This window comes from Treponema bryantii NK4A124, assembly GCF_000421345.1.
In the GTDB taxonomy this organism is placed as follows: domain Bacteria; phylum Spirochaetota; class Spirochaetia; order Treponematales; family Treponemataceae; genus Treponema_D; species Treponema_D bryantii_B.
The window spans coordinates 59,434-83,350 of sequence record NZ_ATWV01000001.1; the positions used below are offsets into that span (position 1 = coordinate 59,434).

General features: G+C 38.3%; 21 protein-coding genes, 1 tRNA gene and 1 other RNA gene. 11 read left to right on the forward strand and 12 right to left on the reverse strand.

The window, feature by feature from the left end:
• Position 1: 1 nt before the first annotated feature.
• The gene (locus G626_RS17070) at positions 2-1,237 is read right to left on the reverse strand and encodes a tetratricopeptide repeat protein (RefSeq protein WP_196800444.1); all 1,236 of its coding nucleotides are present in this window, start codon (positions 1,235-1,237) and stop codon (positions 2-4) included.
• Between the two features lie 132 nt (positions 1,238-1,369).
• Between G626_RS17070 and G626_RS0100285 the strand changes: the two genes are divergently transcribed.
• From G626_RS0100285 to G626_RS0100315, 7 genes are all read left to right on the forward strand, one after another.
• The gene (locus G626_RS0100285; protein WP_022930787.1) at positions 1,370-2,734 is read left to right on the forward strand and encodes a tetratricopeptide repeat protein; all 1,365 of its coding nucleotides are present in this window, start codon (positions 1,370-1,372) and stop codon (positions 2,732-2,734) included.
• Positions 2,731-3,468, forward strand: a complete 738-nt coding sequence (locus tag G626_RS0100290; protein WP_022930788.1) for a metallophosphoesterase family protein — start codon at positions 2,731-2,733, stop codon at positions 3,466-3,468. The genes G626_RS0100285 and G626_RS0100290 overlap by 4 nt, the downstream gene beginning before the upstream one ends.
• A gap of 1 nt (position 3,469) precedes the next feature.
• The gene (locus tag G626_RS14865; RefSeq protein ID WP_022930789.1) at positions 3,470-4,411 is read left to right on the forward strand and encodes a hypothetical protein; all 942 of its coding nucleotides are present in this window, start codon (positions 3,470-3,472) and stop codon (positions 4,409-4,411) included.
• Between the two features lie 129 nt (positions 4,412-4,540).
• Positions 4,541-6,214: a GAF domain-containing SpoIIE family protein phosphatase gene (locus G626_RS0100300; RefSeq protein WP_022930790.1), complete on the forward strand. Its 1,674-nt coding sequence runs from the start codon at positions 4,541-4,543 to the stop codon at positions 6,212-6,214.
• Positions 6,215-6,244: 30 nt separating this feature from the next.
• Complete coding sequence (locus G626_RS0100305; RefSeq protein ID WP_022930791.1) at positions 6,245-6,583, forward strand: anti-sigma factor antagonist; 339 nt, start codon at positions 6,245-6,247, stop codon at positions 6,581-6,583.
• A 66-nt stretch (positions 6,584-6,649) separates the two neighbouring features.
• Positions 6,650-7,204: an ATP-binding protein gene (locus G626_RS0100310; protein WP_022930792.1), complete on the forward strand. Its 555-nt coding sequence runs from the start codon at positions 6,650-6,652 to the stop codon at positions 7,202-7,204.
• Positions 7,205-7,307: 103 nt separating this feature from the next.
• Entirely contained in the window at positions 7,308-9,308 is a 2,001-nt protein-coding gene (locus tag G626_RS0100315; RefSeq protein WP_022930793.1) for a PP2C family protein-serine/threonine phosphatase, read from the forward strand.
• Between the two features lie 94 nt (positions 9,309-9,402).
• Here G626_RS0100315 and ssrA read toward each other — a convergent pair.
• Both ssrA and G626_RS0100320 read right to left on the reverse strand, forming a co-directional pair.
• Positions 9,403-9,787: a transfer-messenger RNA gene (gene ssrA / locus G626_RS17805) on the reverse strand.
• A gap of 43 nt (positions 9,788-9,830) precedes the next feature.
• Complete coding sequence (locus tag G626_RS0100320; RefSeq protein WP_022930794.1) at positions 9,831-10,799, reverse strand: Hsp33 family molecular chaperone HslO; 969 nt, start codon at positions 10,797-10,799, stop codon at positions 9,831-9,833.
• Between the two features lie 84 nt (positions 10,800-10,883).
• Between G626_RS0100320 and thrS the strand changes: the two genes are divergently transcribed.
• Positions 10,884-12,638 (forward strand): threonine--tRNA ligase, encoded by a 1,755-nt coding sequence (gene thrS, locus G626_RS0100325; RefSeq protein WP_022930795.1) that lies wholly within the window; start codon positions 10,884-10,886, stop codon positions 12,636-12,638.
• A gap of 186 nt (positions 12,639-12,824) precedes the next feature.
• Positions 12,825-14,579, forward strand: coding sequence for a methyl-accepting chemotaxis protein (locus G626_RS0100330; RefSeq protein ID WP_196800445.1), 1,755 nt, complete (start codon positions 12,825-12,827; stop codon positions 14,577-14,579).
• A 44-nt stretch (positions 14,580-14,623) separates the two neighbouring features.
• Here the strand turns inward: G626_RS0100330 and G626_RS0100335 are convergent.
• The 8 genes from G626_RS0100335 to G626_RS0100370 form a co-directional block, all read right to left on the reverse strand.
• A tRNA-Pro gene (locus G626_RS0100335) sits at positions 14,624-14,696 on the reverse strand.
• 69 nt (positions 14,697-14,765) lie between these two features.
• A complete protein-coding gene (gene mtaB, locus G626_RS0100340; protein WP_022930797.1) occupies positions 14,766-16,199 on the reverse strand; it encodes a tRNA (N(6)-L-threonylcarbamoyladenosine(37)-C(2))-methylthiotransferase MtaB in 1,434 nt (477 codons plus the stop codon).
• Positions 16,200-16,220: 21 nt separating this feature from the next.
• Complete coding sequence (locus tag G626_RS0100345; RefSeq protein ID WP_022930798.1) at positions 16,221-16,853, reverse strand: tetratricopeptide repeat protein; 633 nt, start codon at positions 16,851-16,853, stop codon at positions 16,221-16,223.
• Entirely contained in the window at positions 16,843-17,217 is a 375-nt protein-coding gene (locus G626_RS0100350; protein ID WP_022930799.1) for a bactofilin family protein, read from the reverse strand. Before G626_RS0100350 ends, G626_RS0100345 begins: the two co-directional genes overlap by 11 nt.
• Position 17,218: 1 nt before the next feature.
• Entirely contained in the window at positions 17,219-17,821 is a 603-nt protein-coding gene (rfbC, locus tag G626_RS0100355; protein WP_022930800.1) for a dTDP-4-dehydrorhamnose 3,5-epimerase, read from the reverse strand.
• Between the two features lie 9 nt (positions 17,822-17,830).
• Complete coding sequence (rfbA, locus tag G626_RS0100360) at positions 17,831-18,703, reverse strand: glucose-1-phosphate thymidylyltransferase RfbA (RefSeq protein WP_022930801.1); 873 nt, start codon at positions 18,701-18,703, stop codon at positions 17,831-17,833.
• A 10-nt stretch (positions 18,704-18,713) separates the two neighbouring features.
• On the reverse strand, positions 18,714-19,835 hold the full coding sequence (gene rfbB / locus G626_RS0100365; RefSeq protein WP_022930802.1) for a dTDP-glucose 4,6-dehydratase: 1,122 nt from the start codon (positions 19,833-19,835) through the stop codon (positions 18,714-18,716).
• A 248-nt stretch (positions 19,836-20,083) separates the two neighbouring features.
• Positions 20,084-20,725 carry an RluA family pseudouridine synthase gene (locus G626_RS0100370; protein ID WP_231365038.1) on the reverse strand — a complete coding sequence of 214 codons (642 nt, stop codon included), beginning with the start codon at positions 20,723-20,725 and terminating at the stop codon, positions 20,084-20,086.
• Between the two features lie 34 nt (positions 20,726-20,759).
• On the opposite strand from G626_RS0100370, the gene G626_RS0100375 reads away from it, so the two are divergent.
• Complete coding sequence (locus tag G626_RS0100375; RefSeq protein ID WP_022930804.1) at positions 20,760-21,938, forward strand: hypothetical protein; 1,179 nt, start codon at positions 20,760-20,762, stop codon at positions 21,936-21,938.
• A gap of 7 nt (positions 21,939-21,945) precedes the next feature.
• Here G626_RS0100375 and G626_RS0100380 read toward each other — a convergent pair whose 3' ends face one another.
• Positions 21,946-22,593, reverse strand: a complete 648-nt coding sequence (locus G626_RS0100380) for a PTS sugar transporter subunit IIA (protein ID WP_022930805.1) — start codon at positions 22,591-22,593, stop codon at positions 21,946-21,948.
• Between the two features lie 248 nt (positions 22,594-22,841).
• On the opposite strand from G626_RS0100380, the gene G626_RS0100385 reads away from it, so the two are divergent.
• A complete protein-coding gene (locus G626_RS0100385; RefSeq protein ID WP_022930806.1) occupies positions 22,842-23,903 on the forward strand; it encodes a WD40 repeat domain-containing protein in 1,062 nt (353 codons plus the stop codon).
• The last annotated feature ends 14 nt before the right edge of the window (positions 23,904-23,917 follow it).

A 23,917-nucleotide genomic window follows, 5' to 3' on the forward strand; every position in this document is an offset into this window, starting at 1 on the left:
TTTAATCAAGTTCTCCTTCAAGGTCGTATTCTATTAAATCTTCTGCCCCTGAGGTAAGATTTGTTGAATCAGTTCCCTGTAATGAATTTGCTACATCCTCTAGCAGTTTTTTTCTTCTATCATCTTCTGCTTTTCGTCTGTCTTCATCAACCTTACGCATTTCTTCAATCAGCTGCTCACGCAGGCGGCGTTCATTCTCAAGAGACTGCTCCTGTTCCTTCTGCTTTTCAAGAGCCTCGCGTGTTGCCAGTTCATGCGCGCGACGGCGTTCGTTTTCCAGCCACTTTTCATGTTCCTCTCGCGACTCTTCTTCCAGCTTTTTCATCTCATTGAGTTCAGCGTCACTGAAGGTAAGCCAATCCTCATCATCACTTACAACTTCTTCAACGGCAGACACTGACTGCTCATTTTCATGTTCAAGCTTTTCCCAGTCAAACTCACTACCATAATCTTTATTTGTATCATCAATTTTCTGCTTATTTGAATTATCTGCTACCGCGCCAGGATTTTCACTATGAATTTTTTCCCACTCAGGATCATCAGGATTCTTCCTTGTATTTTCCAATCCTGCATCAACCTCTTCCCAGTCCGGTCTACCATTTTCATTTTTCTTTTCTGCAAGATTGCCATCATATTCTTCCCATTTAGCCTTATTCTGTTCTGCAAGAAGCCGCGCCTCTTCTTCACGTCTTGCAATTTCTTCTTCCAAAGCCTGTATCAATAATTCAATTCGTTCTCTTTGAGGATCATCAGGGCATTTTCCCACAAAATCAATATAGTCATCCTTTGCAGAATTGAGCTGACCAGCCATTAAAAGAGCATTTGCCCTGTTCAAAAGGGCTTCATAAAAAGATGGCTCAGCATTCATTGCATCGGAATATGCTGTTATAGCAGAGGTATAATCCTTCAATGCATAGTAAGTATTTCCCATGTTATATGAAAGGATTTTTTTATTGTCCGGCTGTACTTTTAAGCCGCGCCTGAAGGCATCCAGAGATTTATCATATTCCCCCAGCTGATAGTAACCTAACCCCAGAAAATTATAAGAGTTATCAGAAATCTGACCGTTCATTATCTCATATTCAAGAACCTGTACGGCATCTTTTGCATTATTTTCCTTAAACAAAGATTCTCCGCGTGAAAGGCCGCCATTTACACCAGCTGCATTTTGCGCAGAAAGATATGCAGCAGAAAAAATCAGAATTGCAGTAATAAAACCTTTCAATTTAATTCTCATATATACTACCTTCATGTTTGACACATTGACATAAATTTACTACTCTTATTATCGAGAGATTCTGAAAAGACTTAATCTGCTTTGTTTACATCCAGCAGATTACCATTCATCAGATTCCTTTGGAGTAAAAGGATGTTTATTATCGTAATAGCAATTGCAACAGTTGTAATAATATCACTTCTTATTATTATACTGAAGAATTTTGTTTCGCCCAAGAAGATAGAAGCACTTCCCCGTCTCATAAAACAAGGCAAAACCCAAAATGCCATAAAAATCGCTAAGCAGCTTTTAGCAAAAGATCCTAAAAATTATCTGGCTCATTATTATCTTGGTAAAGCCTATATTAAGGAAAACCGTACAGAACTTGCCGTAATTGAATACAAAAACGTAAATGACAATGCGCTTTTCGGAGAAGGACTCAACGAACTTACATTCCGTCAGGAATACTCACAGCTCCTTTTAAAGTATAACCAGCAGAATGAAGCCCTCAAGAACTTTCTTTTACTTACAAAGCTTGACCCGCAGAATGGAGAAAACTTTTATCAGGTTGGCCGTATTTACGAAGACCAGAACCGTTACGATATAGCACTTGGCTTTATGCAAAAATGTGCAATGATTGACAAAAAGCACGCAAAAGCCCATGCAGAAATAGGCCTTATGCTTTACCGCACAAAACAGTTCGGAGAAGCAAAAAAAGAAATTGATATTGCTATTAAACTCAGCCCGGATACATATTCTTCATATTACTATCTGGGAAAGATTCTTAAAGATGCAAAAGACCTGCAGGGAGCAATTAAGGCCTTTGAAAAAGCTCAGCGAGACCCGGAAGTAAAACAAAAGGCTATTATTGAACACGGTTCCTGCTATATGATTGCAGGAAGAACAGACAATGCCCTGGTAGATTTCCAGCGCGCAATAGAACTGGACAAAGATAATTCCATGCCGGAAACCCTTTATGCCCGCTATTTTCTGGCCGCCTGCTACGAAAAAAGCCGCAAAATTGATAAGGCAATTGAACAGTGGGAGCTAATTTACAAACGAAACAAAGGTTTCCGCGATGTTTCAGCAAAGCTTTCTGAGTATAAAGATCTTCAGGCAAACGACTATCTTAAAGATTATCTTACCTGCAGTAACGAAGAATTCCCTTATATATGTAAAAATGCAGTAATTAAAGGCATGAATCTTCAGGTTCTTTCTCTTGACCAGAAAAAATGGGGTTGTCAGATTACAGGTGTAAACAAAAGCGATGATTCCTGGATGTCTGTGCGAAAACAGGTTGTTTTCATGCGTTTTTATCGGGATCCGGAACCGGTTGACGAAGCACAGATTCATGAATCTCTTGATACAATGAAAACCTTAAGCAGCGTAAAAGCATTTTTGTTCTCAAGTTCAGGCTTTAATACAGCCGCAAAAAGATTTGCAGAAAACCGGCCTGTAGAACTTGTAGAAAAACAAAAACTCGAAGCACTTCTTGCAAAAGCTGGTAATGTTAAATGAAAATTCTATGTGTCTCCGACTATGTAGACCCCCTTATCTACACACAGAATGTTAAGGCTGCTTTTCCTGACATAGACCTCATTCTGTGCGCCGGCGACCTTCCTATGGACTATGTAGATTTTATTGTTACGGTTTTTAACAAGCCTACATATTTTGTATTTGGAAATCACGATTTAAAAGAATATCATTTTTACCACCGCGAAAGCCACTTAGATGGTGGACCTTCGCGATATGAACAGTCTATGCACGGACACGGGGCTACATACCTGGGTTTTAAGAGTTTTGTAAATGAAAACCTTATGTTTGAAGACCCTGAAACCGGTAAGATGACTCCACTGTTAATTGCAGGAGCCTCAGGTTCTATGCGATACAACAACGGACTATGCCAGTTTACAGATGCGCAGATGAAAAGGCGCCTTCTGAAACTGGTTCCAAAATTGATTTATAATAAGTTAAAATATGGAAGATATCTGGATATCTTCATGACCCATGCTTCTCCACGGCACATTCATGATCATGAAGACCCTTGTCACCTTGGTTTTGAATGCTATAACTGGTTTTTACAGCGTTTTAAGCCAACTTATATGGTACATGGCCACATTCATCTTTATGATCTGCGTGAAGAACGCATAGGCAAATACTATGATTCTACAGTAGTCAATGCATATGCACACTATGTAATTGAACTGCCTGAGACAAGAAAAGAACAAGAAAACAAAGAAAAGGACAACTAGGATGGATTTTTCAAAGGCAAAATCAGAAGAAGATTTTAACAAAGCACACACAAAAGCATTTATAAATGAGATTCAGCACCTGCTTTCTCCGGAAGAAGCAAAACTTATTTCCCTTAATGACGTAAAGCAGATGATTAAGTCTAATGCAGAAACCTATGTTGGAATGAAGGTTATTCCTATCGAAAAGATTATTGGAAGCGAAGGCCGTTATAATGACTTTGATAACCGCTTTTTCCCAAAAAGTACTCATTTAAAGAACCGCTGGCAGCATGTAGATGAAGCTGCTTTAAACGACATCACACTACCTCCAATTAAAGTTTATGAAATTGCAGGACTTTACTTTGTTCGAGATGGAAATCACCGTGTTTCTGTAGCAAAAGCCCGTGGAACAGAGTTTATCGATGCAGAGGTAGTATCTCTTCAGAGTGAAATCAAGCTTAAGAAGGCAGATTCCCTTAAAGAAATCCAGAAACAGATTATCAACTACGAAAAGCGTGTTTTCTACAGCGAAACCTGTTTTGGCGACATTACCGACTACTGGTGCCTCGATTTTTCTAGTCCTGGACGCTATGACGTAATTTATAATCATATTCTAACTCATAAATACTATATGAATCTTAATAAAGAGACAGAAGTAACCATGGAAGAAGCCATAAAATCCTGGTTTTTTAATGTTTATTTCCCTCTAGTCTCAATTATCCGCGAAAAATACATTCTCCGTAATTTTCCTGGCCGCACTCTTGGCGATCTTTACGTCTGGACCGTTCGTTACTGGGATGATTTAAAGAAAAAATTCGGCGATAATATTTCAATGGACAAGGCTGTAACCGATTTTAAGAAACATTATAAGATTCCAGTCTATAAACGCATCTTAAACCGCATAAAATGCATAATTTTACGCCGTGCCATGACAGATGCAAATAATGATATGCCAGGCCTATAAGGGAAGTTTCTTAATATTGGGCGTAAGCCCAGTTTAGGTCAAACAATTCCTTGACGGCAAAAAATTTCAATGTTAAAATCTTAAATAATGCCGATAATATAGTAATACTATATTCGTTAGGAGAAAAATTTGTTTACCATTGATTCATTTATAAATGTACCGCTTTATGTTGCAGCCGGTATCAGTGCAGTGCTTTTCATCTTTCTTCTGTTAATCAAACTCAGAAACAAGGCGAAAATCAGTCTGGTATTTTTTATTTCAACCGGAATAGTACTGATCGGCACAATTTACAGCACTTTTAAAGGCTTTTACTCTTATGTAGTGTTTACAATTATACTTGCAGAAGTGGTTCTGCTGCCTTATCTCATTGTCAAGGCCTTTGTAAATCCTCAAAAAATTGAAGAGAAAAAAGCAGCTAAGAAAGCAGCCGAAATTTCTGCTTCTCGTGATAACGATATGGTAAACAGAGCTGTAATTCAGCAGATTGAAGAGAAAAACCAGCGTTATATCGAACTTAACCGCGATCTTATTGCTAAACTTTCTACATTCTTTACTAATAACAACAGTATGGAAAACTTCCTCGAGTATTGTAACGACCTTATGACTGAAAAGGTTAAAGCAGACGGTTGTATTTTCCTTATTGCAGATGATTATGATAACACCCTCGCTGTAAAATCATTTAAAGGAGCCTTCCCTCCTCCATATAAATTGCCGGAAGACCTTCCTCATAAGCCAATCCGTGTAGAAACAAACCTTCGTTTCGCCCAGTTCCCGCTTCAGGACAATATTTTCGGACAGATTTTTACAGAAGGTCAGCCTGTTCTTATTACTGACTCTGTAAAAGACCCTCGTGTATATCAGAATGGACCAGAAGAATTCCTCCGCTGCGGAAGTTATATCTTCGCACCTATCAAACAGGTTGATTCTGTTGTAGGACTTGTAGGCCTTGCCCGCAAGCCGGACAGCGAAAAGTTTAACAAAGATGATTTCGATACAGCAGTAATGCTTGCAGAATCAGTTTCAACTGCAATTAAACCTCTTTACAGCTTCCTTGACTACGCTGAACATACAGAATTGAACAAGGGTGGTTCTATTGCTTCCAAATACCAGAAGGATATGCTTCCTGCAAAGCTTCCTGTTATTCCTGGCATTTCAATCGGCTGTTATTCAAATCCTGCAGAAAATGTCTGCGGCGACTATTATGACATTCTTGTTTCAAGAAAAGACCGCATTTCCTTTGTTATGGCAGATATCGCAGGAAAAGGCATGAACTCTCTTATCGTTATGATTATGATTCGTGCAATTCTCCGTCTTGCTGTTCACACAGCACAGTCTGCATCTACAATTATGTCATGGGCTAACAGAGGTATCTGTCTCGAAAGTTCAAAAATTGACCACTTTGCAAGTATTGCCCTTATTAATTATGATACAACTTCAAAAGAAGCTGAAATTTCAACCTGTGGTAATAATCCTGTATTCCACTATTCTGCTTCTGAAGGTACAATTAAACAGGTTTCTGTACCAAGCGAACCAATGGGTGTAACAAAAGATACTGTATTTACAAATCTTGCACTCAAACTTAATTCTGGTGATATCATTGCTACTTGTACTGACGGATTACTTGAATCTCTCAATGAAAATGGTGTACAATATTCTATTGAGAATCTGAAAAAAGTAATTACAAAGAATGCCGGTGCAGCAGCTAAAGATATTTCAAACCGTGTAAAAGACGATTTGAAGAAATATTGCGGTACTGCCCAGCAGTATGATGATCAAAGCCTTTTGGTTATTAAGATACAATAATTTAATAGGGAATTAAAAAGGAGATTCTATATGGAACTTAAAATACGTAAGAATGGTGATGTATACATCATTGACGTAACCGGTGAGATGGATCTTTACAATTCATATAAGCTTAAAGAGCTTGTTATGAAAATGCTCGAAAAGAATGTAAAGAACTTTGTCATCAACCTTGAGCAGGTAGACTACATCGATTCGTCTGGAATTGGTGCACTCATCTACATTTGTTCTACAATCAAAAAAATGAACTTGAATCTTGCAATTGCAAATATTCATGGTTCAGTAAAAAAGGTAATTGAACTTACAAAACTCATGGGTTACTTCCCTATTGCCAACAGTATTGAAGAAGCCCTTTTGATGGTAAAAGAATAATCTCTTTTTGAATTATTAAAAAAGTCATCATTTAATTAAAGTAAGCAAACTGCAGGAGGAACTGAGATGGTTCAGGAATTAAAGGAACTCAGATCGGATGAGAACGACCCATTATTTGATAAAACAAATATGCTGAAGAAGGAATTTCCTTCTGATTTCAGACAGATTCGTTATTTTACTTTGCTGATTGTTCAGTCAGCACCTACAGAAATTAAAGAATTAAATCTTCTTGAGCAGCAGATTAGTGAAGTAATTAAGAATGCCGTAAAGCATGGAAATCATTGTGATATTAATAAGAAAGTAACCGTTTGGTATTCTTTCAGCCCTACTCACGCTCATATCATTGTACAGGATGAAGGAGAAGGTTTCCAGGATCTTGAAAAATGGAATGAATTCAACAAAAAGCGTCTTGAATGTCTTCATAACAATGACTTTATGGAGCTTTCAAATTACGTATCATTCCGTACTAAGGAATCTGACAGCCAGGATGGTGGTAACGCCCTTTTTGCTGCTTTGGAATACTGGAATGGCGGTTTTGTATACAATGGAAAAAGAAATGCTGTTGCAATGCTTAAGAAATACCAGCAGAAATTCCATAATGCAAACCATGATGGTGAATAATTGATTCTGATTATATAACCTAAAATAATTAAAATAAAAAGTCTGTAATCTGAGTATCTTCATAAGAGTTTTTAAGATTACAGACTTTTTTTTTGGATTTTTTGTGAAAAAAATAGAAAAGTATTTTGCAGTATTATTTTTTCTCTTAATTTCTTTTTCTTTTATATCATGCAAGAAAAAAAACATCCCTGATTACCGCATTTACTTAGATAAAAACTGGGAATATTCATTAAAAGGTGAACCTTATCCTTATCAAAAACTCCCAGACAATAATCTGAATAAGCTTTCAGATTTACTTGCTTCAAAAATCGGTTATATTTTTATCAGAAATACTTTTGAAATCCCCGATAGTTTTAAACATAAAGAAATAGCATTAAATATCGGTCAGATTAAAATTGCTTCCAAAATATATATTAATAATCATTCAATTGGTAAAACCGGCTTATTTCCACCTCATGAGTTTACGGAAGGAAACACCTCTTTTGCTATTAAAATTCCAAAGGAATATATAAACCTGGGAGAAAAGAATACTATTACCATTTGTTTATGGTGCCATGGTTATGGTTCAATCGGGTCTGTACCATTTATTTCTGAATATAATGATGCTGAAAAAGATGCTGATTATTCTTCCCTTATCTACTCTAAAATCTATTTAGTTTTATCAATCATTCTTCTCTTTATAAATTTAATATATTTTTTCCTTTACTTACTCCGCCGTTCAGAATTTGAAAATCTTTCCTTTTCACAAGTTTGTTTATTTACAGGTTTTTATCTCTTTGTATTTTTCTATGGCGAATACCCTTTCTTAAAACCAATTAATATTTCATATTTGCTTTTCGAAAAAATATTTAAGGGTGCAACAGCGCTATTAACAGGATATATGATTGTCGGATTCACCCGTGACTTTTTGCATTATAATGAATCTAAACATAATAAATATTTCCGTTTTCTCCTTACCCTTATTGCTATAATAATTCCTTTCACGGCTACTAATATTCCAGATTTCCGAGACCGATTAAGAATAAGCTTTTTATTTGTTTCATTACAATATATATTTTTGGGAAAAATTATCTATATTTCAATAAAGAAAAAAAATAAAAGACTGCTTCAATTTATTTTTTGTATAACACCATTTTTAATTGCCTCAATAAGTCAGATAATATCAAAAACAATTTTCCATCAAAAGTTCGATACTTTATTACTTGCAGTAAGTTGGGTTATTGTAATCTTTCTTTTCCTTGGAATTCTCATTATGCATTTTGTCCAACTTGCGAATGAAGTTGAGTTCATGAATAAGAATCTCGAAAACCTGGTTACCGAAAGAACAGAAGCTCTTGAAAAAGAAAAGAACAGAGCCATACAGGAAATTGACCTTGCAGGCTTTGTTCAAAAAAGCTTTTATAAAATAGATACATCAGGCTTAAAAGATTATGAAGTGCAGATAACTTCAAAACCAATGGCAGGAGTTTCTGGGGACCTGTATATTGTTTTTATATCAAAAGACAAGCTTGATGGAATTGGTATTTTTGATATTTCTGGTCACGGAATTGCATCAGGCCTTGTTACTATGCTTGTAAAAAATATCATAGAACAGGAATTCAGAAACGGAATGGATATTCCTCTTAACGAAGTTATGTCCAAAATCAATGAAAGAATCATTATTGAAAAAGGAAATATTGAAAACTATCTTACAGGAATGCTTATTCGTTTTAACAAAGATGATATTGAACTCGTAAATGCAGGCCATCCAAAAGCAATCTTATATGATTCTGAAAGTGGAAAAATTGGGAATGTTGAAGAAGCTGGTGTGAATCAATATGGAGCAATTGGTATTTCTGACTTCCCTATTAAATTTGAAACAGTTCATTTTAATATGAATAAGGGAGATGAGCTTGTTTTATATACAGATGGAATTACAGAATGTACCAACTCTGAAAATAAATACTTTGGAAGCGATGGAATTCTTGCGGTATTTAAGAGTAATATCAGCCTTGATTTAAAAGATCAGGTAAAAGCACTTCCTTATGCACTTAAAAAATTCTCTGGCTCAGAAAAATTTAATGATGATATTACCTATATAATTCTGAAAAAACTCGTTAAATAAAAAATGCTCCGTGTACGAGCCAGTGATGTGCGAGTTTTTGCAAAGCAAAAACTCGTTATAAAAAAATAAGGACTGCAAAGCAGTCCTTATTTTTTTATGGAGGTGGGGAGAATTGAACTCCCGTCCGAAAAAGTAAACCAGGTACATCTACAAGTTTAGTTATGCGAGGTGGTTGTCGGGAGACGGTAGCAGCATAACAAGCGTCGCCTCCGTATTCTGATTAAGAGTCCCACGCAAAGACCAGACACAATGCGCAGCAAGTCCCGATAAGGTAAAAGAATATCAGGCAACGCGGAACAGGGCCGCCTGGATTCCTGCACGGCTACTTACGCAGCGAGTGCTTCTGCTTCGAAAGAAGCCTCATCAGCTTCTTCTTCTTTTCTTGCGAAAATTGCAGTTATTTTGTCGTCAGTTTAAGGGACCTTCACCCCTACCTGCAGTACAAGATTTCCCAATTCCGTCGAAACCGGGACACCCCCTAGCATTAAAAAATATAATAAAGAAATGACTGGTCGTCAAGTATTATATTTCACTAACCGGTATGTGGTAAACTGAGCCGCACTTTCGGCACACAACTTCCAGTGGATCTGGGCCGTTCTTTCTTATGTCTTCCAGATCTTTGGCCGGGAGGCCGCGGATGTGTTCTATGTAGTATTCTTTGTTACATGGGCAATCCCAGATTATATCACGCTTCATTGTGATTGTTGGCTGGAACTCGCGGAATAGTCCCAGAATAATATCTTCTGAATCAACTTCACTTTCACTGTAGAGCTGACCTATGCTAGGACAGGCTCGGAAGGCATTTTCTACACGGCGCAGTAAATTTTCTTCATCTTTATCCTCTTCCTGGTGGCTGTCTACCTGAGAACCAAGCTCTGCTGTTCCTCCAGTCTTTGGCATAATCTGAATGTACATTGCACCGGCACCAGTTACCCTGCCCGCCTTATCAAACTGAATGCTTGAATTAAAAGCTGTGTTTATCTGTTCACTTTGCGCAAAGTAAGAAGCAAAATCCCGGGCAATATTTTCGCCGTCTACATCTACTGTCGAACTTTGCGGATACTTATCATCCTTGTGAATGCGGGAAAAAGTAATGTTTCCTACTCCAAGGAAAGGTTTAAGATTCCAGTTTTCCAGAGGCTTATCAATTTTTATATGTTCGTTTTCAAGATAGCTTCTTACATAGCCGGTAGAATCTGCTTCTACGGTGTAGCCCTCGGCCGGGCCTGTTCCTTCAAAACGAATCAGGGTATGCTCCATATCCTTCATCATAGGAATTGTTAGGGCACCGCAGAGGCTGGCCTGACCAAGGATATAAGTTTCGAGAATGCCAAGCTTATGCTGGGCTCTCATCTGATTTACAAAACGTGTACCGTGAAAAAGTGCTCCGCGGATACGACCATCAGCCATTGTAAAAATGCGAAGCTGATCTGCCTCAATTTTATCTAAGTGAGCAATAAGCTCTTTATCTGTTATTTGTGCTTTAATCATACACATAATATAGTAGATTTATTGATTACTTACAATCAAAGCGATATAATGATTAAACATTTTTAAATTATAAGAGGTACAAAAATGGCTATTGATGAACACTTGCAGACTGTAAGACACAGCTGCGCTCATGTGATGGCAGAAGCTATTTTGAAGCTTTACCCGGGCACTAAGATTGCTATCGGACCTGCTATCGAAAACGGATTTTACTATGATTTTGAATTCCCAACCGACACCCGCTTCACCGAGACCGATTTTGCTACCGTTGAAAAAGAGATGAGAAGAATCCTTGCCGGTAATCATGAATTCGTTCGCAAGGAAATCTCAAAGGAAGAGGCGCTCAAGCTTTTCGCTGACCAGCCATATAAAATTGAACTGATTAACGATTTACCGGAAGGTGAAACTATCTCTACATACGAGCAGGATGGTTATCTTGACCTTTGCCGTGGTCCACACGTAGCAAGCACAAAAGAAATCAACGGACAGGCATTTAAGCTGGACCGTGTTGCCGGCGCTTACTGGCGTGGTGACTCAAACCGCACAATGCTTACCCGCGTTTACGCTCTCTGTTTTGAAAAGCCAAATGATCTTAAAGATTATCTTGCCATGATGGCAGAAGCAGAAAAACGCGACCACCGTAAGCTTGGTCAGGAAATGGATCTTTTCCATCTCGATCCTGAAGACCCAGGTCAGATTTTCTGGCATCCAAACGGATGGACTATCTATACTGTTATGCAGGATTATATGCGTAAGATGATTCGCCGTGACGGCTATCAGGAAGTTAATACTCCTGCTATCATGCCACGCTCTCTCTGGGAGCGCTCAGGTCACTGGGGACACTATAAGCAGAACATGTTTATCACTGAATCTGAAAAACGTATGTTTGCTATTAAGCCTATGAACTGTCCTGGCGCCCTTGAGATTTTCAAGAGCCGCCAGCGTTCTTATAAGGATCTTCCATTGCGCCTGGCTGAGTTCGGTCACGACGTAAGAAACGAAGCAAGCGGAACTCTCCACGGTGTAATGCGTGTTCGCGGCTTTGTTCAGGATGACGCACATATTCTTTGTACAGAAGAACAGATTGGTCCTGAAGTTGCAAAGTTCTGTAAGCTTTTAAAGCAGGTTTACCATGACTTTGGTTTTAATGACCTTGTAGTAAAGTTCTCTACAATGCCTGAAGATCACGTTGGTGACCTTGCAACCTGGGAAAGGGCAGAAAAAGGACTCGCTGATGCCTGTCATGAAGCAGGTCTTGAATATGAGATTCAGCCTGGTGAAGGTGCCTTCTATGGTCCAAAGCTTGAGTTTAAGCTTTACGACTGCATCGGCCGTGAATGGCAGTGCGGTACAATTCAGGTAGACTATCAGCTTCCAAGTGCAGAACGCCTTGACGCAACTTACATTGGAGCTGATAACCAGAAACATCACCCAGTTATGCTTCACCGCGCTATCCTCGGTTCTTTCGAGCGCTTCCTTGGAATCCTCATTGAAAACTTTGCTGGTAACTTCCCTACCTGGCTCGCTTTTGAGCAGGCAGCAATTGTTCCAGTTTCAAATGATTTTGATGATTATGCTAAGAAGGTTTATGAGTCTCTTATTGGTGTTGATATCCGTGCCAATGCATACCTTTCTACAGAAAACATGAGAAACAAGATCAAGACAATCACAAAGGAACACAAAACTCCTTATATTCTGATTGTTGGTGAAAATGAACAGAAGGAAGGTACTGTAACCGTTCGCTTCCGCCAGAACAGCGGTCTTGAACAGAAGACAATGAAGATTGAAGAATTCATTGCATATGTTCAGAAAAAGAACGAAGAAAAAGGTACTGATATCTAAGGAATGTTCGGGTCATGCCATATCAAGACAAGGCAGACCCAAATATGACAAATTATTTATTTGAAAAAGAAGAAACCTCGTTGTAAAATATAATTATATTATTACAACGAGGTTTTTTATATGCACTCCCTTAGAACTCGATTTATTGTTGTTTTCGGCCTTTTTATTTTAATTTCCTCTTCCGTAATGGGCGTTTTTTCAGCCTTCAGTATTATAAACACCGGTGTTGCTCTTTGTGAGCAGCAGGGAATCCCAATTGCCGAAAAAGCTAATGAAGTAATAGACGGCGATAAATTCGAAGAATTATGTCAAAATCCTTCTGTAAATAATCCATATTATGAAGAAGCAAGATTAAAACTGCTTGCAATAAAGGAAACTGTAAACTGTCAGTATCTTTATACTATGATGCCAGTTGGTGGCACTTTTTTCCGTTATATGATTGATGGTTCCTGTGACCCAAGCGATACAGATAATTTTTCTGAATTAGGAACTCATGAAGATTTAAAAGATTACGGCGAAGGCCCATTTCTTGCAATGAAGGATGGCGGCTATCACTCTTCAGGACTGGAAAAACAAGACAGATGGGGTTATTCAATTTCTACTTATAAAGGAATCATAAACTCCAAAGGTCAGGTAGTCGGTTTTATTGGTGTTGATTTTAATGTAGATTCAATTCTTAAAATGTTGTATAAACGAATTCTCTATATAGCAATTGTAAGTGTAATTGTACTTATAATAGGTATAGTACTCATCACTTTATTTACTTCAAGAATTTTCGGAACAATGAAAACAATTTCTAATGCAATGGAAGAAATTGCATCTGGAAATGCTGATCTTACATTTAGAATTCCTGTTCATGGAGATAATAATGAACTTAGTCAGCTTGCAAATCATTGTAATGAAGTTATAGAAAGCCTACATAAACTCATTCAGGAGCTTCAAAGCGAAACTGGAATTCTTAATGAAACAGGTACTGAACTTTCAAGCAAAATGGGAGATCATATTACTGTTCTTTCAGCTGCAACCCAGGATATTTCAGAGATTGCTAACAGTATTACTGAACAGTCTGATAAAGTAGAAGGAATTACTCATGGAATGCAGACAGTTGAATCTGAAATTAAGAGTCTTGACCAGAAGCTTACACAGCAGTCAGATGCAATCCAGCAATCATCCGCTGTAATTGAAGAAATTACTGCTAATATTAAATCGGTTGATAAAAACGTAAATGAAATTCTTGGTGAGTATAAACTTCTCGTTCAGGAAGCAAACGAAGGCCAGAATCATCAGCATACAGTTTCAACACAAATCGGAAACATTGCTCAGCAAAGCGAACAGCTGCTTGCTGCTAACACGGCCATTGCTTCTATTGCAAATCAGACAAACCTTCTTGCTATGAATGCCGCAATCGAAGCCTCTCATGCTGGTGAAGCCGGTAAAGGATTTGCAGTTGTTGCTGCAGAAATTCGTAAGCTTGCAGAGACGTCAGCAAAGCAGTCTGATTCTATTTCTCACCTGCTCCAGAGTATTACAGAAGCAATTGAAGGAATCGTTGAATCTTCAAAGAACTCTTCAAAGAATTTTGAAAGTGTAGGAAATAAGATCAGACATCTTGAACAGCTTATTGAAGAAGTTCAGGGTGGTATGAATGAAGAACGAGTTGGAGCTGAAAATATTCTTAACACAATGCTTACTCTTGAAGGAACCACAAAAGATATCACATCAGCTTCTGCTCACATGAAGGGAGAAAGTGAAAATGTATTTGAAAGTATCCGGGTACTTAACTCTCTTGCTGAAAGTACAATGAATAAATCAAGCAACGTTTCTGTACGTATGGAAGAAATGAAAAACACAGCAGAAGCAGCCGTTTCCGCATCAGACAGAAACCTTTCTGCCACCAGCCAGGTTTACAATATGATAAACGGCTTTACAACAGGATTATAAAGGCAAGGTTAAATAAAAAAGGACTCTATTAAAGAGTCCTTAAGTCGGGCAAGAGGGATTTGAACCCCCGACATCCTGGTCCCAAACCAGACGCGCTACCAGCTGCGCTATTGCCCGTTACGTGAGTATTAATATATACTTTTTATCAAAGTTAATCAATACCTAAAGGGCGAATTTTTCAAAATTTTATATAAATTCTGCAGAGGCTTCTATATCTCCACCTTTCTTGATTTTATCTGAAAGGACACCTGTAATACGGATTTTAATCATTTTGTTTGCTTCAATTTGCTTTTCAGAAATTATTTCACAATGAATAAAGTTATCAGTTACTGCGTGATAAATAAATCGACCGCTTCTAGCTCCGGCAGCTAAGGCTAAAGGACGTTTTACAGTTTCCAGCACTGCCTCATGAACAGTGCCAATAAAACCTTCAACATATTTTATTTTCTGTGAGACAGCCCATTCTGTTATTTCTTTAGCCCTTTCTCCTGAAACAGATTGAGGTACTTTATTTTTCATTGTTACGGCTGCAGTGCCAGGTCTTTCTGAATATGGAAAGGCATGTACCCAGGCAAAATTACATTTTCTGCACAGTTCCATTGTCTGAGAAAAATCTTCATCACTTTCGCCGGGAAATCCTGTAATTATATCGCAGGCAAGAAATGGTTTTGACTTTGCTTTATTAAGACGTTCGCAGGCATCAATAACTGATTGTGAACTGTAAGGTCTATTCATCAGCTCAAGAATTGTTGTACTTCCACTTTGTACAGAAATATGAAAATGCGGCTGTACTCTTTCATTTGAAATTACACGGCAAAAATCATCATCAACTACATCAGGATAAAGGCTTGAGATTCTAAAATGAATTCTGCTGGTACTTTCCAATAATAAGGACAATAGCTGTGTAAAGTTTATATATTTACCTTTATACTCTGCCTTATACTGTCCAATATTAACTGAGGTGAGGACAACTTCATCATGACCTTTCTCTTCCAGTTCTTTCACCCTGTCAATTGCAGTCTGAACATTAAGAGAGACACTGTGGCCCCGGGCTATATGAATTGCACAAAAGGCACAGTTGTTATTACAACCATCCTGAATCTTAAGGCTGGCCCTGCTGTGAGAAAGGAAAGAAGTTGCAGAAAGTGTAAAAGAATTTTCAGGAAATCCGGCCTTTGCCTGCGGCTCTGATGTTACATTTTTCTTCAAACTCTCTTTGAATTTTTCTGGATTCCATTCGTTTTCTTTAAGTACATTCGACAGAAGCTGTGGCACTTTTGAAATACGGCTTTTCATCTGTCCGCCTATTACGCAGATTCTTTTATCAATTGCTTCTATTTCTTTTTCTGCAAGCTGAGCATAACAGCCGGTAACAATAATCAGAGCAGTAGGAAATTTCTTAAGCATAAGACGAATTAATCTTCTTGCCTTCTGCTCTGCTTTTTGAGTAACTGTACAGGTATTGATTATTCCAATTAAGGTTGTGTTATCAGTTTCAGAAGATGAAGAAAGACCTTCCATTGAAACAGAAAATTTATAATCTGTAAAAAAACGGGCTGCAGCTTCACTTTCAATCTGATTGAGTCTGCAGCCTAAAGTTTCTATATGTATTTGACTCACGGTATTATACTTTGATTTTATTTATTGCAATTTTGCGTTAACTCTTTCACGACCTCTTGAAGCATCTACAGAAGATGAATTCAATCTCAATGCTTCGTCGTATGCTGCAACTGCTTCATAATAATTTCCAGCCATTTCGCGAGCATAGCCTAATCTAACCCACCATGTGTCGAGAAGAGGCTCTTTTTTAACAGCTGAAGAAAGTGCAATATCAGCATGCTGATAACGAGCCTGACGAATAAAGATTTCGCCCATATAATAATAGGCAATTCCTACACGAGAACCACTTTCTGGAGCAGAAGCTACGTATTTTCTAAACTGTTCCATTGCTCCTGTATTTTTTCCAAGATAATATTTTGCTTCACCAAGTACTTCAATAAGACGTAAATCATATGGACTTATTACAAGACCTTCAGAAGCTCTTTCTTCAGCCTCTGCATACTGCTTGTTTTTTACAAGTGCCCAGCACATTACAACGTAGGATTCTACGCGGTTTGGATTTTCAAAAAGTTCCTCTTCACAAACCTGAACAGCTTCGCGGTACTTTCCATTATGATACAAAACCAGAGCATCCTGCTTTGTTGCAGAAGTCTGTGCATATAAGCCGGTTAGTGACATTAAAAAGATAAGACAAAGACAAATTTTATTTTTCATTTTCATTTCTCACCATTTGACATTTTCCAGTAAAAATACATCCAGGCTCAAGGACAACTTTACCTGTTGTAATATCTCCATCCAGAGAGCCTGAAGCTGTAATAAATATCAGTTTATTACCTATTACATTCCCTTTTACTTTTCCACGAATTAAAACTCTTTCTGCCGTAATATCAGCATTAACAACAGCATCTGAATCAATTACAAGATCACTGGTAGAATCAATTTTACCGTTTACTTTGCCTCGAATCATAAATGCTTTTTTTATTTTAATAGAACCTGTAAAAGCAATATCATTTTCTACAATTGTATCGAAAGCTTCATCTTCCATGTCAAAAAAGTCGGTATCTTTTACATCAAACATTTTATGCTCCTATCCACTTTCCGTTAATATCAAAATAATCCTTAGACTTGTCAAAGGCCGGATGTTTTCCATCTTTTTCAGACAAAAGCGGATTTACTTGTGGGGCTACAGCTTTCCAGTCTATTGCAATAGCAGGGTCATTCCACATAAGTCCCCCCTCGCCTTTAGGGTCGTAGAAGTCTGTACACTTGTAAGTAAATATTGCCTGGTCTGAAAGAACGTAAAAACCGTGTGCGAAACCTTCCGGAATATAAAACATATTCTGTTTTTCTGCATCAAGGATTACGCCATAATATTTGCCGAAGCTAGAACTTCCCTTGCGGAGGTCTACAGCTACATCGTAAACACGGCCTTCAAGGGCACGAACAAGCTTTCCCTGAGGGTGCTGAGTCTGAAAATGAAGTCCGCGAAGAACTCCCTTTGATGATTTAGACTGATTGTCCTGTACAAACTTCATTGTAAGACCTGCTGCAAAAAAGTCCCGCTCGCTGTAGGTTTCCAGAAAATATCCGCGGGAATCTCCAAAAATCTTTGGCTGAATTTCGTAGAGTCCCTTTATTTCTGTTCCATCTGAAAGTGTGCAGTTTTTGAATTCAAATGCCATTTTTATTTCCTAGTTCTCTGCAATGTATTCGAGGTAGCGGCCGTAATCTGTCTTGTAGCCCTTTGCAAGCTCAAGCAGCTGTTCTTTTGTAAGCCAGCCGTTGCGGTATGAAATCTCTTCTATACAACTTACATACATTCCCTGACGTTTCTGAATTGTTGCAATAAAATTGCTTGCTTCAAGAAGGCCGTCGTAAGTTCCTGTATCAAGCCATGCCATACCACGACCAAGGAGTTCAACAGAAAGTTCTCCGCGGTTCAAGTATTCGTTATTGATTGATGTGATTTCGATTTCACCGCGGGCGCTTGGTTTTACATTTGCCGCAATATCAACTACTGCATTGCTGTAGAAGTAAAGACCAGGAACAGCGTAGTTTGATTTTGGCTTTGCAGGCTTTTCTTCGATTCCAAGAACCTTGCCGTCCTTATCAAACTCTACTACACCGTAAGCGGTTGGGTCTTTTACAAAGTAGCCGAAAATTACGCTGCCGTTTCCGCTTTCAACTTTTTCGCGGGCACGGCGCAGGGTTGAAGTAAAGCTCTGTCCGTAGAAGATATTGTCACCGAGAACAAGAGCTGCGCTGTCGTTACCTATAAAATTCTTACCAATAATGAAGGCATCAGCAAGTCCGCGAGGCTTATCCTGTACTGCATATTCAAAATGCATTCCAAGCCATGCTCCGTCACCAAAAAGTTCCTTAAAACAGCTGATGTCGCGTGGAGTAGAAATAATCAGAACATCGCGGATTCCTGCCAGCATAAGGCATGAAAGCGGATAGTAAATCATTGGTTTGTCATACAAAGGCAGAATCTGTTTTGAAACTGCTTTTGTAATTGGATAAAGGCGGGTTCCACTTCCGCCGGCAAGTATAATTCCTTTCAAAATAAACTCCTTATCGGCCCTGTTCTGTATAGTTCTTAGAAATCCAGTTCTTGTAGTCACCACTCAAGATGTGGTTAATCCAGTCGCTGTTTTTGAGGTACCACTTTACAGTTTCCTGCAAGCCTTCTTCGAAAGTCATCTTACGCTCCCAGCCAAGCTTTGTCTTGATTTTTGTACAGTCGATGGCATAGCGCTTGTCGTGACCAGGACGGTCTTTTACGTAAGTAATTGTCTTTTCTACATCTTCAACCTTTTTGCCAGTTTCAGCAGCAGTCAATTCAATAACCTTGTGAAGCAACTTGATGTTCTGCCATTCGTTTTCGCCGCCGATGTTGTATTTTTCGCCGGTTACACCCTTGTTTACAATCAGCCAGACAGCGCGGTTGTGGTCTTCTACATAAATCCAGTCGCGGATATTGTCGCCCTTTCCGTAAACAGGAAGGTTCTTTCCATCGCGGATGTTGCTGATCATAAGAGGAAGCAGTTTTTCCGGGAACTGGTATGGACCATAGTTGTTTGTACAGTTAGACAAAGTGATAGGCAGGCCGTAAGTATGGAAATAAGCCATTACAATGTGGTCACTGCTGGCCTTGCTTGAAGAATATGGAGAGCGAGGATCATAAGGAGTATCTTCGCGGAAGTAACCTGTTTCTCCGAGAGAGCCGTAAACTTCATCAGTAGAAATATGATGGAAAAGTACGTCATCACGGATACTTCCATCTTCTTTCTTCCAGTAGTTTCTTGCAACATCAAGCAAAGTAAAGGTTCCCATTACGTTTGTTTTCATGAAAGCTTCAGGACCGAGAATTGAGCGGTCTACGTGGCTTTCTGCCGCAAAGTGAATTACCGTATCAATATCATACTGCTTGAAAATGCGTTCAATTTGCGGACGATCGCATATATCTACTTTTTCAAAGAAGTAGCGTTTGCCGCCGAACTTCTCTTCAACGTCCTTCAAAGACTCAAGATTTCCTGCATATGTAAGACAGTCTACGTTTACAACAGTACCGTCAAAGTTTGCATCATTAAAAAGATTTCCCTCAGCTGAGGACATTCCAAAAAGATAATGAATGAAGTTAGAACCGATGAATCCGGCTCCACCAGTGATAAGAATGTTTTTAAGTTTTCGCATTCTTCTATTATATCATATTAGTAGAAAGTTTGAAAGTATTGTATTTGACAGTATTGTATTTGATACGGTGATGGTAAAAAATTGAAGTGCGTGAGCAGAGGCAGGGGCGAAACGCACTCTTGAAGTTTTTGGCGCTTAGCCATAAAAAGAAATAATCAGTTTTACTTGCAAAACTGATTATTTCTTACCCAAAAAACTGAAAGCCGCGCGGTTTCGCTCATGCCGCCGCGGAAGCACTTTAATTTTTTTTAGTTTTCTTCAATATCAAAAGGTACAGGTATTTCAAATTTTTTTTCTATACCTTCAAGCGGTATTGTTAATTTAACTGCTGCAAGTTGCAAACGTTTTATTTTACAAACCTTTTTCAAGAGCTTATTCATCTTAAAATTTCCATGCTGATCATCCCCAGCTATTGGACAGCCCTGTTTTGCCAGATGAATACGAATCTGATGCATACGGCCGGTTTCAAGCTGAAGTCTTATAAGGCATAATGGAATCTCACCTATCCCATTTTCATAAGGCACTGTCCATTCCTTTTCTACCTGATAATGAGTAACAGCAGGCTTTGAATCTCCATGCTGAATAACATCATCCTTTATAACACCTGATTTTGAAGGCATGCGGCCGGCACAAAGGGCTAGATATTCCTTTCTGGCAACCTTTGAACCAATAAGTTTAGTCCATTTTCCGGCTGCCACAGGATTTTTTGTAACTACCATGAGTCCCGAAGTGTCTTTATCAAGACGGTGTACGAGATAGATTTTATAGCCTACCTGCTCGGCAAAATCGCGGTCTACAGAGTGAACAACCCCCTGTCCGCCCTGAACAGCAAGCCCTGCCGGTTTGTTTATGATTAATAATTCATCATTCTCGTATATAATAGGAATCATATTCATCCGATAATCATAGCGGAGGCTTTCCAAAATGACAAGATTTTACAAGAACATAATTCGTGCAGCACTTTTAATTTCACTGCTTTTTTCATATTCAAACCTTTTTGCTGAAAAAATTACAGACAGAGACTTTGGCTTTTCCCTCGATATTCCGGAAGGCTTTGAAATAGCTGATTATACTCAGGACGGCATGTCTTATATCTTTTCTCATCCCAATATTCCGGTTACCCTGGTTATGAAAATTACCCAAGAGTCCCAGGCAAAATCTGCAGCTGAAGTACTTAAAAAAAATCTTAATAAGCTTAGCGCCAAGGGAGATACTGATTCTTTTAACTGGAACGGAAGTGAATGCGGAATCAGCAGCTTTACCATGACTTTAGATGATAATTATTTCGGCTGGTCTGTTTCGGCTCCAGTAAAAATCAAAGGCTATTATGTAGTTTTGCTCTGTTATGCACCTGAAAGTAAAAAAGCCTGCGAGCAGTTTATAATTTCTACAGTTAATTCTCTTTGTATTAATGATGAATATCTGAATAGACCTGGTATTATTACAAGTTACGCTTTTCCACCGGAAGGACGCAAGGCACTTTCACTTCAAATTGGTGGAAAACAGATAAAAACTTCCCTGGACAAAGTTGATGAAGAAGCTGCAAAATTTGTAATTGATCTTGAATATGCAGTTTTAAACCTTTACGCAAACCATAAGATGTGGAAGGAAGCCTGGCAGCGTTATTACAGAATGATTTACAGGGACAATGCAGGCCGCCTTCAGCAGACCGCAGCTGATATTTATAAGGCTCTATATCCGGAATTAAAAAAATCAGATCCTCAGACAGCCGATATCAAATATGCACAGGCCCTTTTAAGCTGGGTACAGGGCTTTGGCTATGAGCGGGCAAAATCAAAAAATGAATCTGATTTTACCAGCCTTCCTGCGGCAATCAGCGGAAAAGGCAGTGACTGCGACAGCCGCAGCATGCTTATTTCTGCCCTTTTGAATTATACAGGAATCGACACTGCCCTTTTGATTTCGCGCGAATATTCCCATGCCATGGTAGTAACAGACATTCCTGCCCCAGGCCAGACCTTCACCATGGAAGACGGCCGCGAATACCTGATGGGCGAAACCACCGCACATGTTACATGGGGTACTATCGCCGCCAACCACGCGGATAGAACGAAATGGATGTGCGTATCTTTTGATGAGTAAGCTCAGATTACGCTTTCATCAAAAGATCGTAAACTTCCTTTTCGTTCAATGCGCCTAGCATAGCATCGCGCAAATCCTTATCCTTAAACTTAGCAGAGAAATGCGAAATAGTCTTAAGATAATAAGAATGCTGATTATAAGCCGCAGCAATCATAAAGAGAAGATTTACCGGCTGATCATCAATAGTCTGGAAGTCTGCAATAGGCTTGCGGCAAACACCAACAGCCATTACAAGGTCAGTTACAGAAGAAAGACGAACGTGAGGAATAGCAATTCCGCGTCCAATTGCAGTAGACATAAGTTCTTCACGCTTAAGGATTTCCTGAATAAGCTCTGCACCATCTTTTACCTGAGGAGCAGTTGCAAGAACATCTGCAAGCTGAACGAGAGCATCATGCTTTGAAGTCTGATTTATAAATACGATGCGGTCTGGAGAAAGAATATTTCTTACCTGAACAGTCTGTTCTGACTGTTTTACTGAATCAGAAGAAAGACGGGCATTTACCCAGTTTTCTACTTCTGACTTCTTAAAACGCCATACAGTTCCGATTTTACCGGCAGGAATCTCACCCTTCTGGGCCCAATCATAAACAGTTCTGTCTGAAACACGAAGATATTTTGCAACTTCTTCAATTGTAAGGATATCGTCTTCCATTTTTTCCTCGCTTTTTTATATTTTTTTAATCGTTTCGTTTGAAATCCTTGTAATATTTTGCATACTTTGCGGTATTTTGTCAATATATATAATAATTTGACTACGTAAATATCGCCTTCTCCCGTAAAAAATAGCATAATCCAACGGGATGATGTTGTCTTATGCTATTTTTTACTCCGAATGCGATATTTATCATACACTGTATTACTATAATTGATAAAATACCTTTTATCGGATAAAATGGAGGAATGAAAACTAAAAAACATGTTGGGCTTGCAATTTTTCTTTTAATCTTTTTTTCAATCATTTATATCATTCTGGCTGCTAAGCCACTAAATAAAGAATACAGTTTTACTCCTGTCTGGAAAATCAGTACTGCTAATCCGGTAATTTCAAATAATGCTTCAAAACACAAATCTTATTTTCACCTTGGACAGACACTTGGCTATTTTGATGAAGATGGAAATATTTCACTTTATCAAACATTCCCTTCTAAAGTTTCCATTTCAGATTCTTATTTTGCAACTTACAATTCGGAAGCACAAAATACTGATTTTTATAATGCTGATGGTTCAAAAGCCGGAACTATTCAGGCAAGTGGATTTCCTTATTTTTCTGATAATCTTATTTATGTTTTTTTGCCTGGCGGATGTTCTTTTTCAAAATGTTCTGAAACAGGAAGCATCTTATGGACTTTTGAAGGAACCTTCCCTATTACGGCTTTTGTTGCAAAAGAAAAATATACAGCCGTAGGACTTTCTAATGGTTCTATAAAAGTATTAAATAATGAAAATGGATCTACAGAAATTGACTTCGCCCCAGGTGGAAGCGATTATCCGGTAATTCTTGGAATTGATATTTCTGATGACGGACAATACATTGCATCAATTTCAGGCCACAACCAACAGCGCTTTGTCCTTTCACATAGAGAAGAAAATCAGCAGAAAATCATCTATCATAGATTTTTTGATCACGATACACCATACCGTACAATTGTTCACTTTAGTAAGGATGGAAAAAGAATCTTCTATAATTACTATCATGGACTTGGCATATATAATCTTGAAACAAAAGCAGAACGAACGCTGGAGCTGAAAGATAAACTTCTTTCAATACAGGAAACAGACGATTTAACAGTACTTCTGGGAAAAGATAAAAACAACTATACAGTTTCCATAATTGATAATACTGACACTATGGAAGGTTCATTTTCTTTTACTGCTGATTCAGCCTTTATTCATGCAGCAAAAAACAATATTTATCTTGGAAAGAATAATTCAATTTCAAAAATTGCAATTACCAGAGAATAAAGTAAAGAGGAGAA

What these genes read in the sequence shown, in the direction of transcription:
- G626_RS17070 (WP_196800444.1), bottom strand. Translation starts at nt 1,237, where the DNA reads ATGAGAATTAAATTGAAAGGTTTTATTACTGCAATTCTGATTTTTTCT.
- G626_RS0100285 (WP_022930787.1), top strand. Translation starts at nt 1,370, where the DNA reads ATGTTTATTATCGTAATAGCAATTGCAACAGTTGTAATAATATCACTT.
- G626_RS0100290 (WP_022930788.1), top strand. Translation starts at nt 2,731, where the DNA reads ATGAAAATTCTATGTGTCTCCGACTATGTAGACCCCCTTATCTACACA.
- G626_RS14865 (WP_022930789.1), top strand. Translation starts at nt 3,470, where the DNA reads ATGGATTTTTCAAAGGCAAAATCAGAAGAAGATTTTAACAAAGCACAC.
- G626_RS0100305 (WP_022930791.1), top strand. Translation starts at nt 6,245, where the DNA reads ATGGAACTTAAAATACGTAAGAATGGTGATGTATACATCATTGACGTA.
- G626_RS0100310 (WP_022930792.1), top strand. Translation starts at nt 6,650, where the DNA reads ATGGTTCAGGAATTAAAGGAACTCAGATCGGATGAGAACGACCCATTA.
- G626_RS0100320 (WP_022930794.1), bottom strand. Translation starts at nt 10,799, where the DNA reads ATGATTAAAGCACAAATAACAGATAAAGAGCTTATTGCTCACTTAGAT.
- thrS (WP_022930795.1), top strand. Translation starts at nt 10,884, where the DNA reads ATGGCTATTGATGAACACTTGCAGACTGTAAGACACAGCTGCGCTCAT.
- G626_RS0100330 (WP_196800445.1), top strand. Translation starts at nt 12,825, where the DNA reads ATGGGCGTTTTTTCAGCCTTCAGTATTATAAACACCGGTGTTGCTCTT.
- G626_RS0100345 (WP_022930798.1), bottom strand. Translation starts at nt 16,853, where the DNA reads ATGAAAAATAAAATTTGTCTTTGTCTTATCTTTTTAATGTCACTAACC.
- G626_RS0100350 (WP_022930799.1), bottom strand. Translation starts at nt 17,217, where the DNA reads ATGTTTGATGTAAAAGATACCGACTTTTTTGACATGGAAGATGAAGCT.
- rfbC (WP_022930800.1), bottom strand. Translation starts at nt 17,821, where the DNA reads ATGGCATTTGAATTCAAAAACTGCACACTTTCAGATGGAACAGAAATA.
- rfbB (WP_022930802.1), bottom strand. Translation starts at nt 19,835, where the DNA reads ATGCGAAAACTTAAAAACATTCTTATCACTGGTGGAGCCGGATTCATC.
- G626_RS0100370 (WP_231365038.1), bottom strand. Translation starts at nt 20,725, where the DNA reads ATGATTCCTATTATATACGAGAATGATGAATTATTAATCATAAACAAA.
- G626_RS0100375 (WP_022930804.1), top strand. Translation starts at nt 20,760, where the DNA reads ATGACAAGATTTTACAAGAACATAATTCGTGCAGCACTTTTAATTTCA.
- G626_RS0100380 (WP_022930805.1), bottom strand. Translation starts at nt 22,593, where the DNA reads ATGGAAGACGATATCCTTACAATTGAAGAAGTTGCAAAATATCTTCGT.
- G626_RS0100385 (WP_022930806.1), top strand. Translation starts at nt 22,842, where the DNA reads ATGAAAACTAAAAAACATGTTGGGCTTGCAATTTTTCTTTTAATCTTT.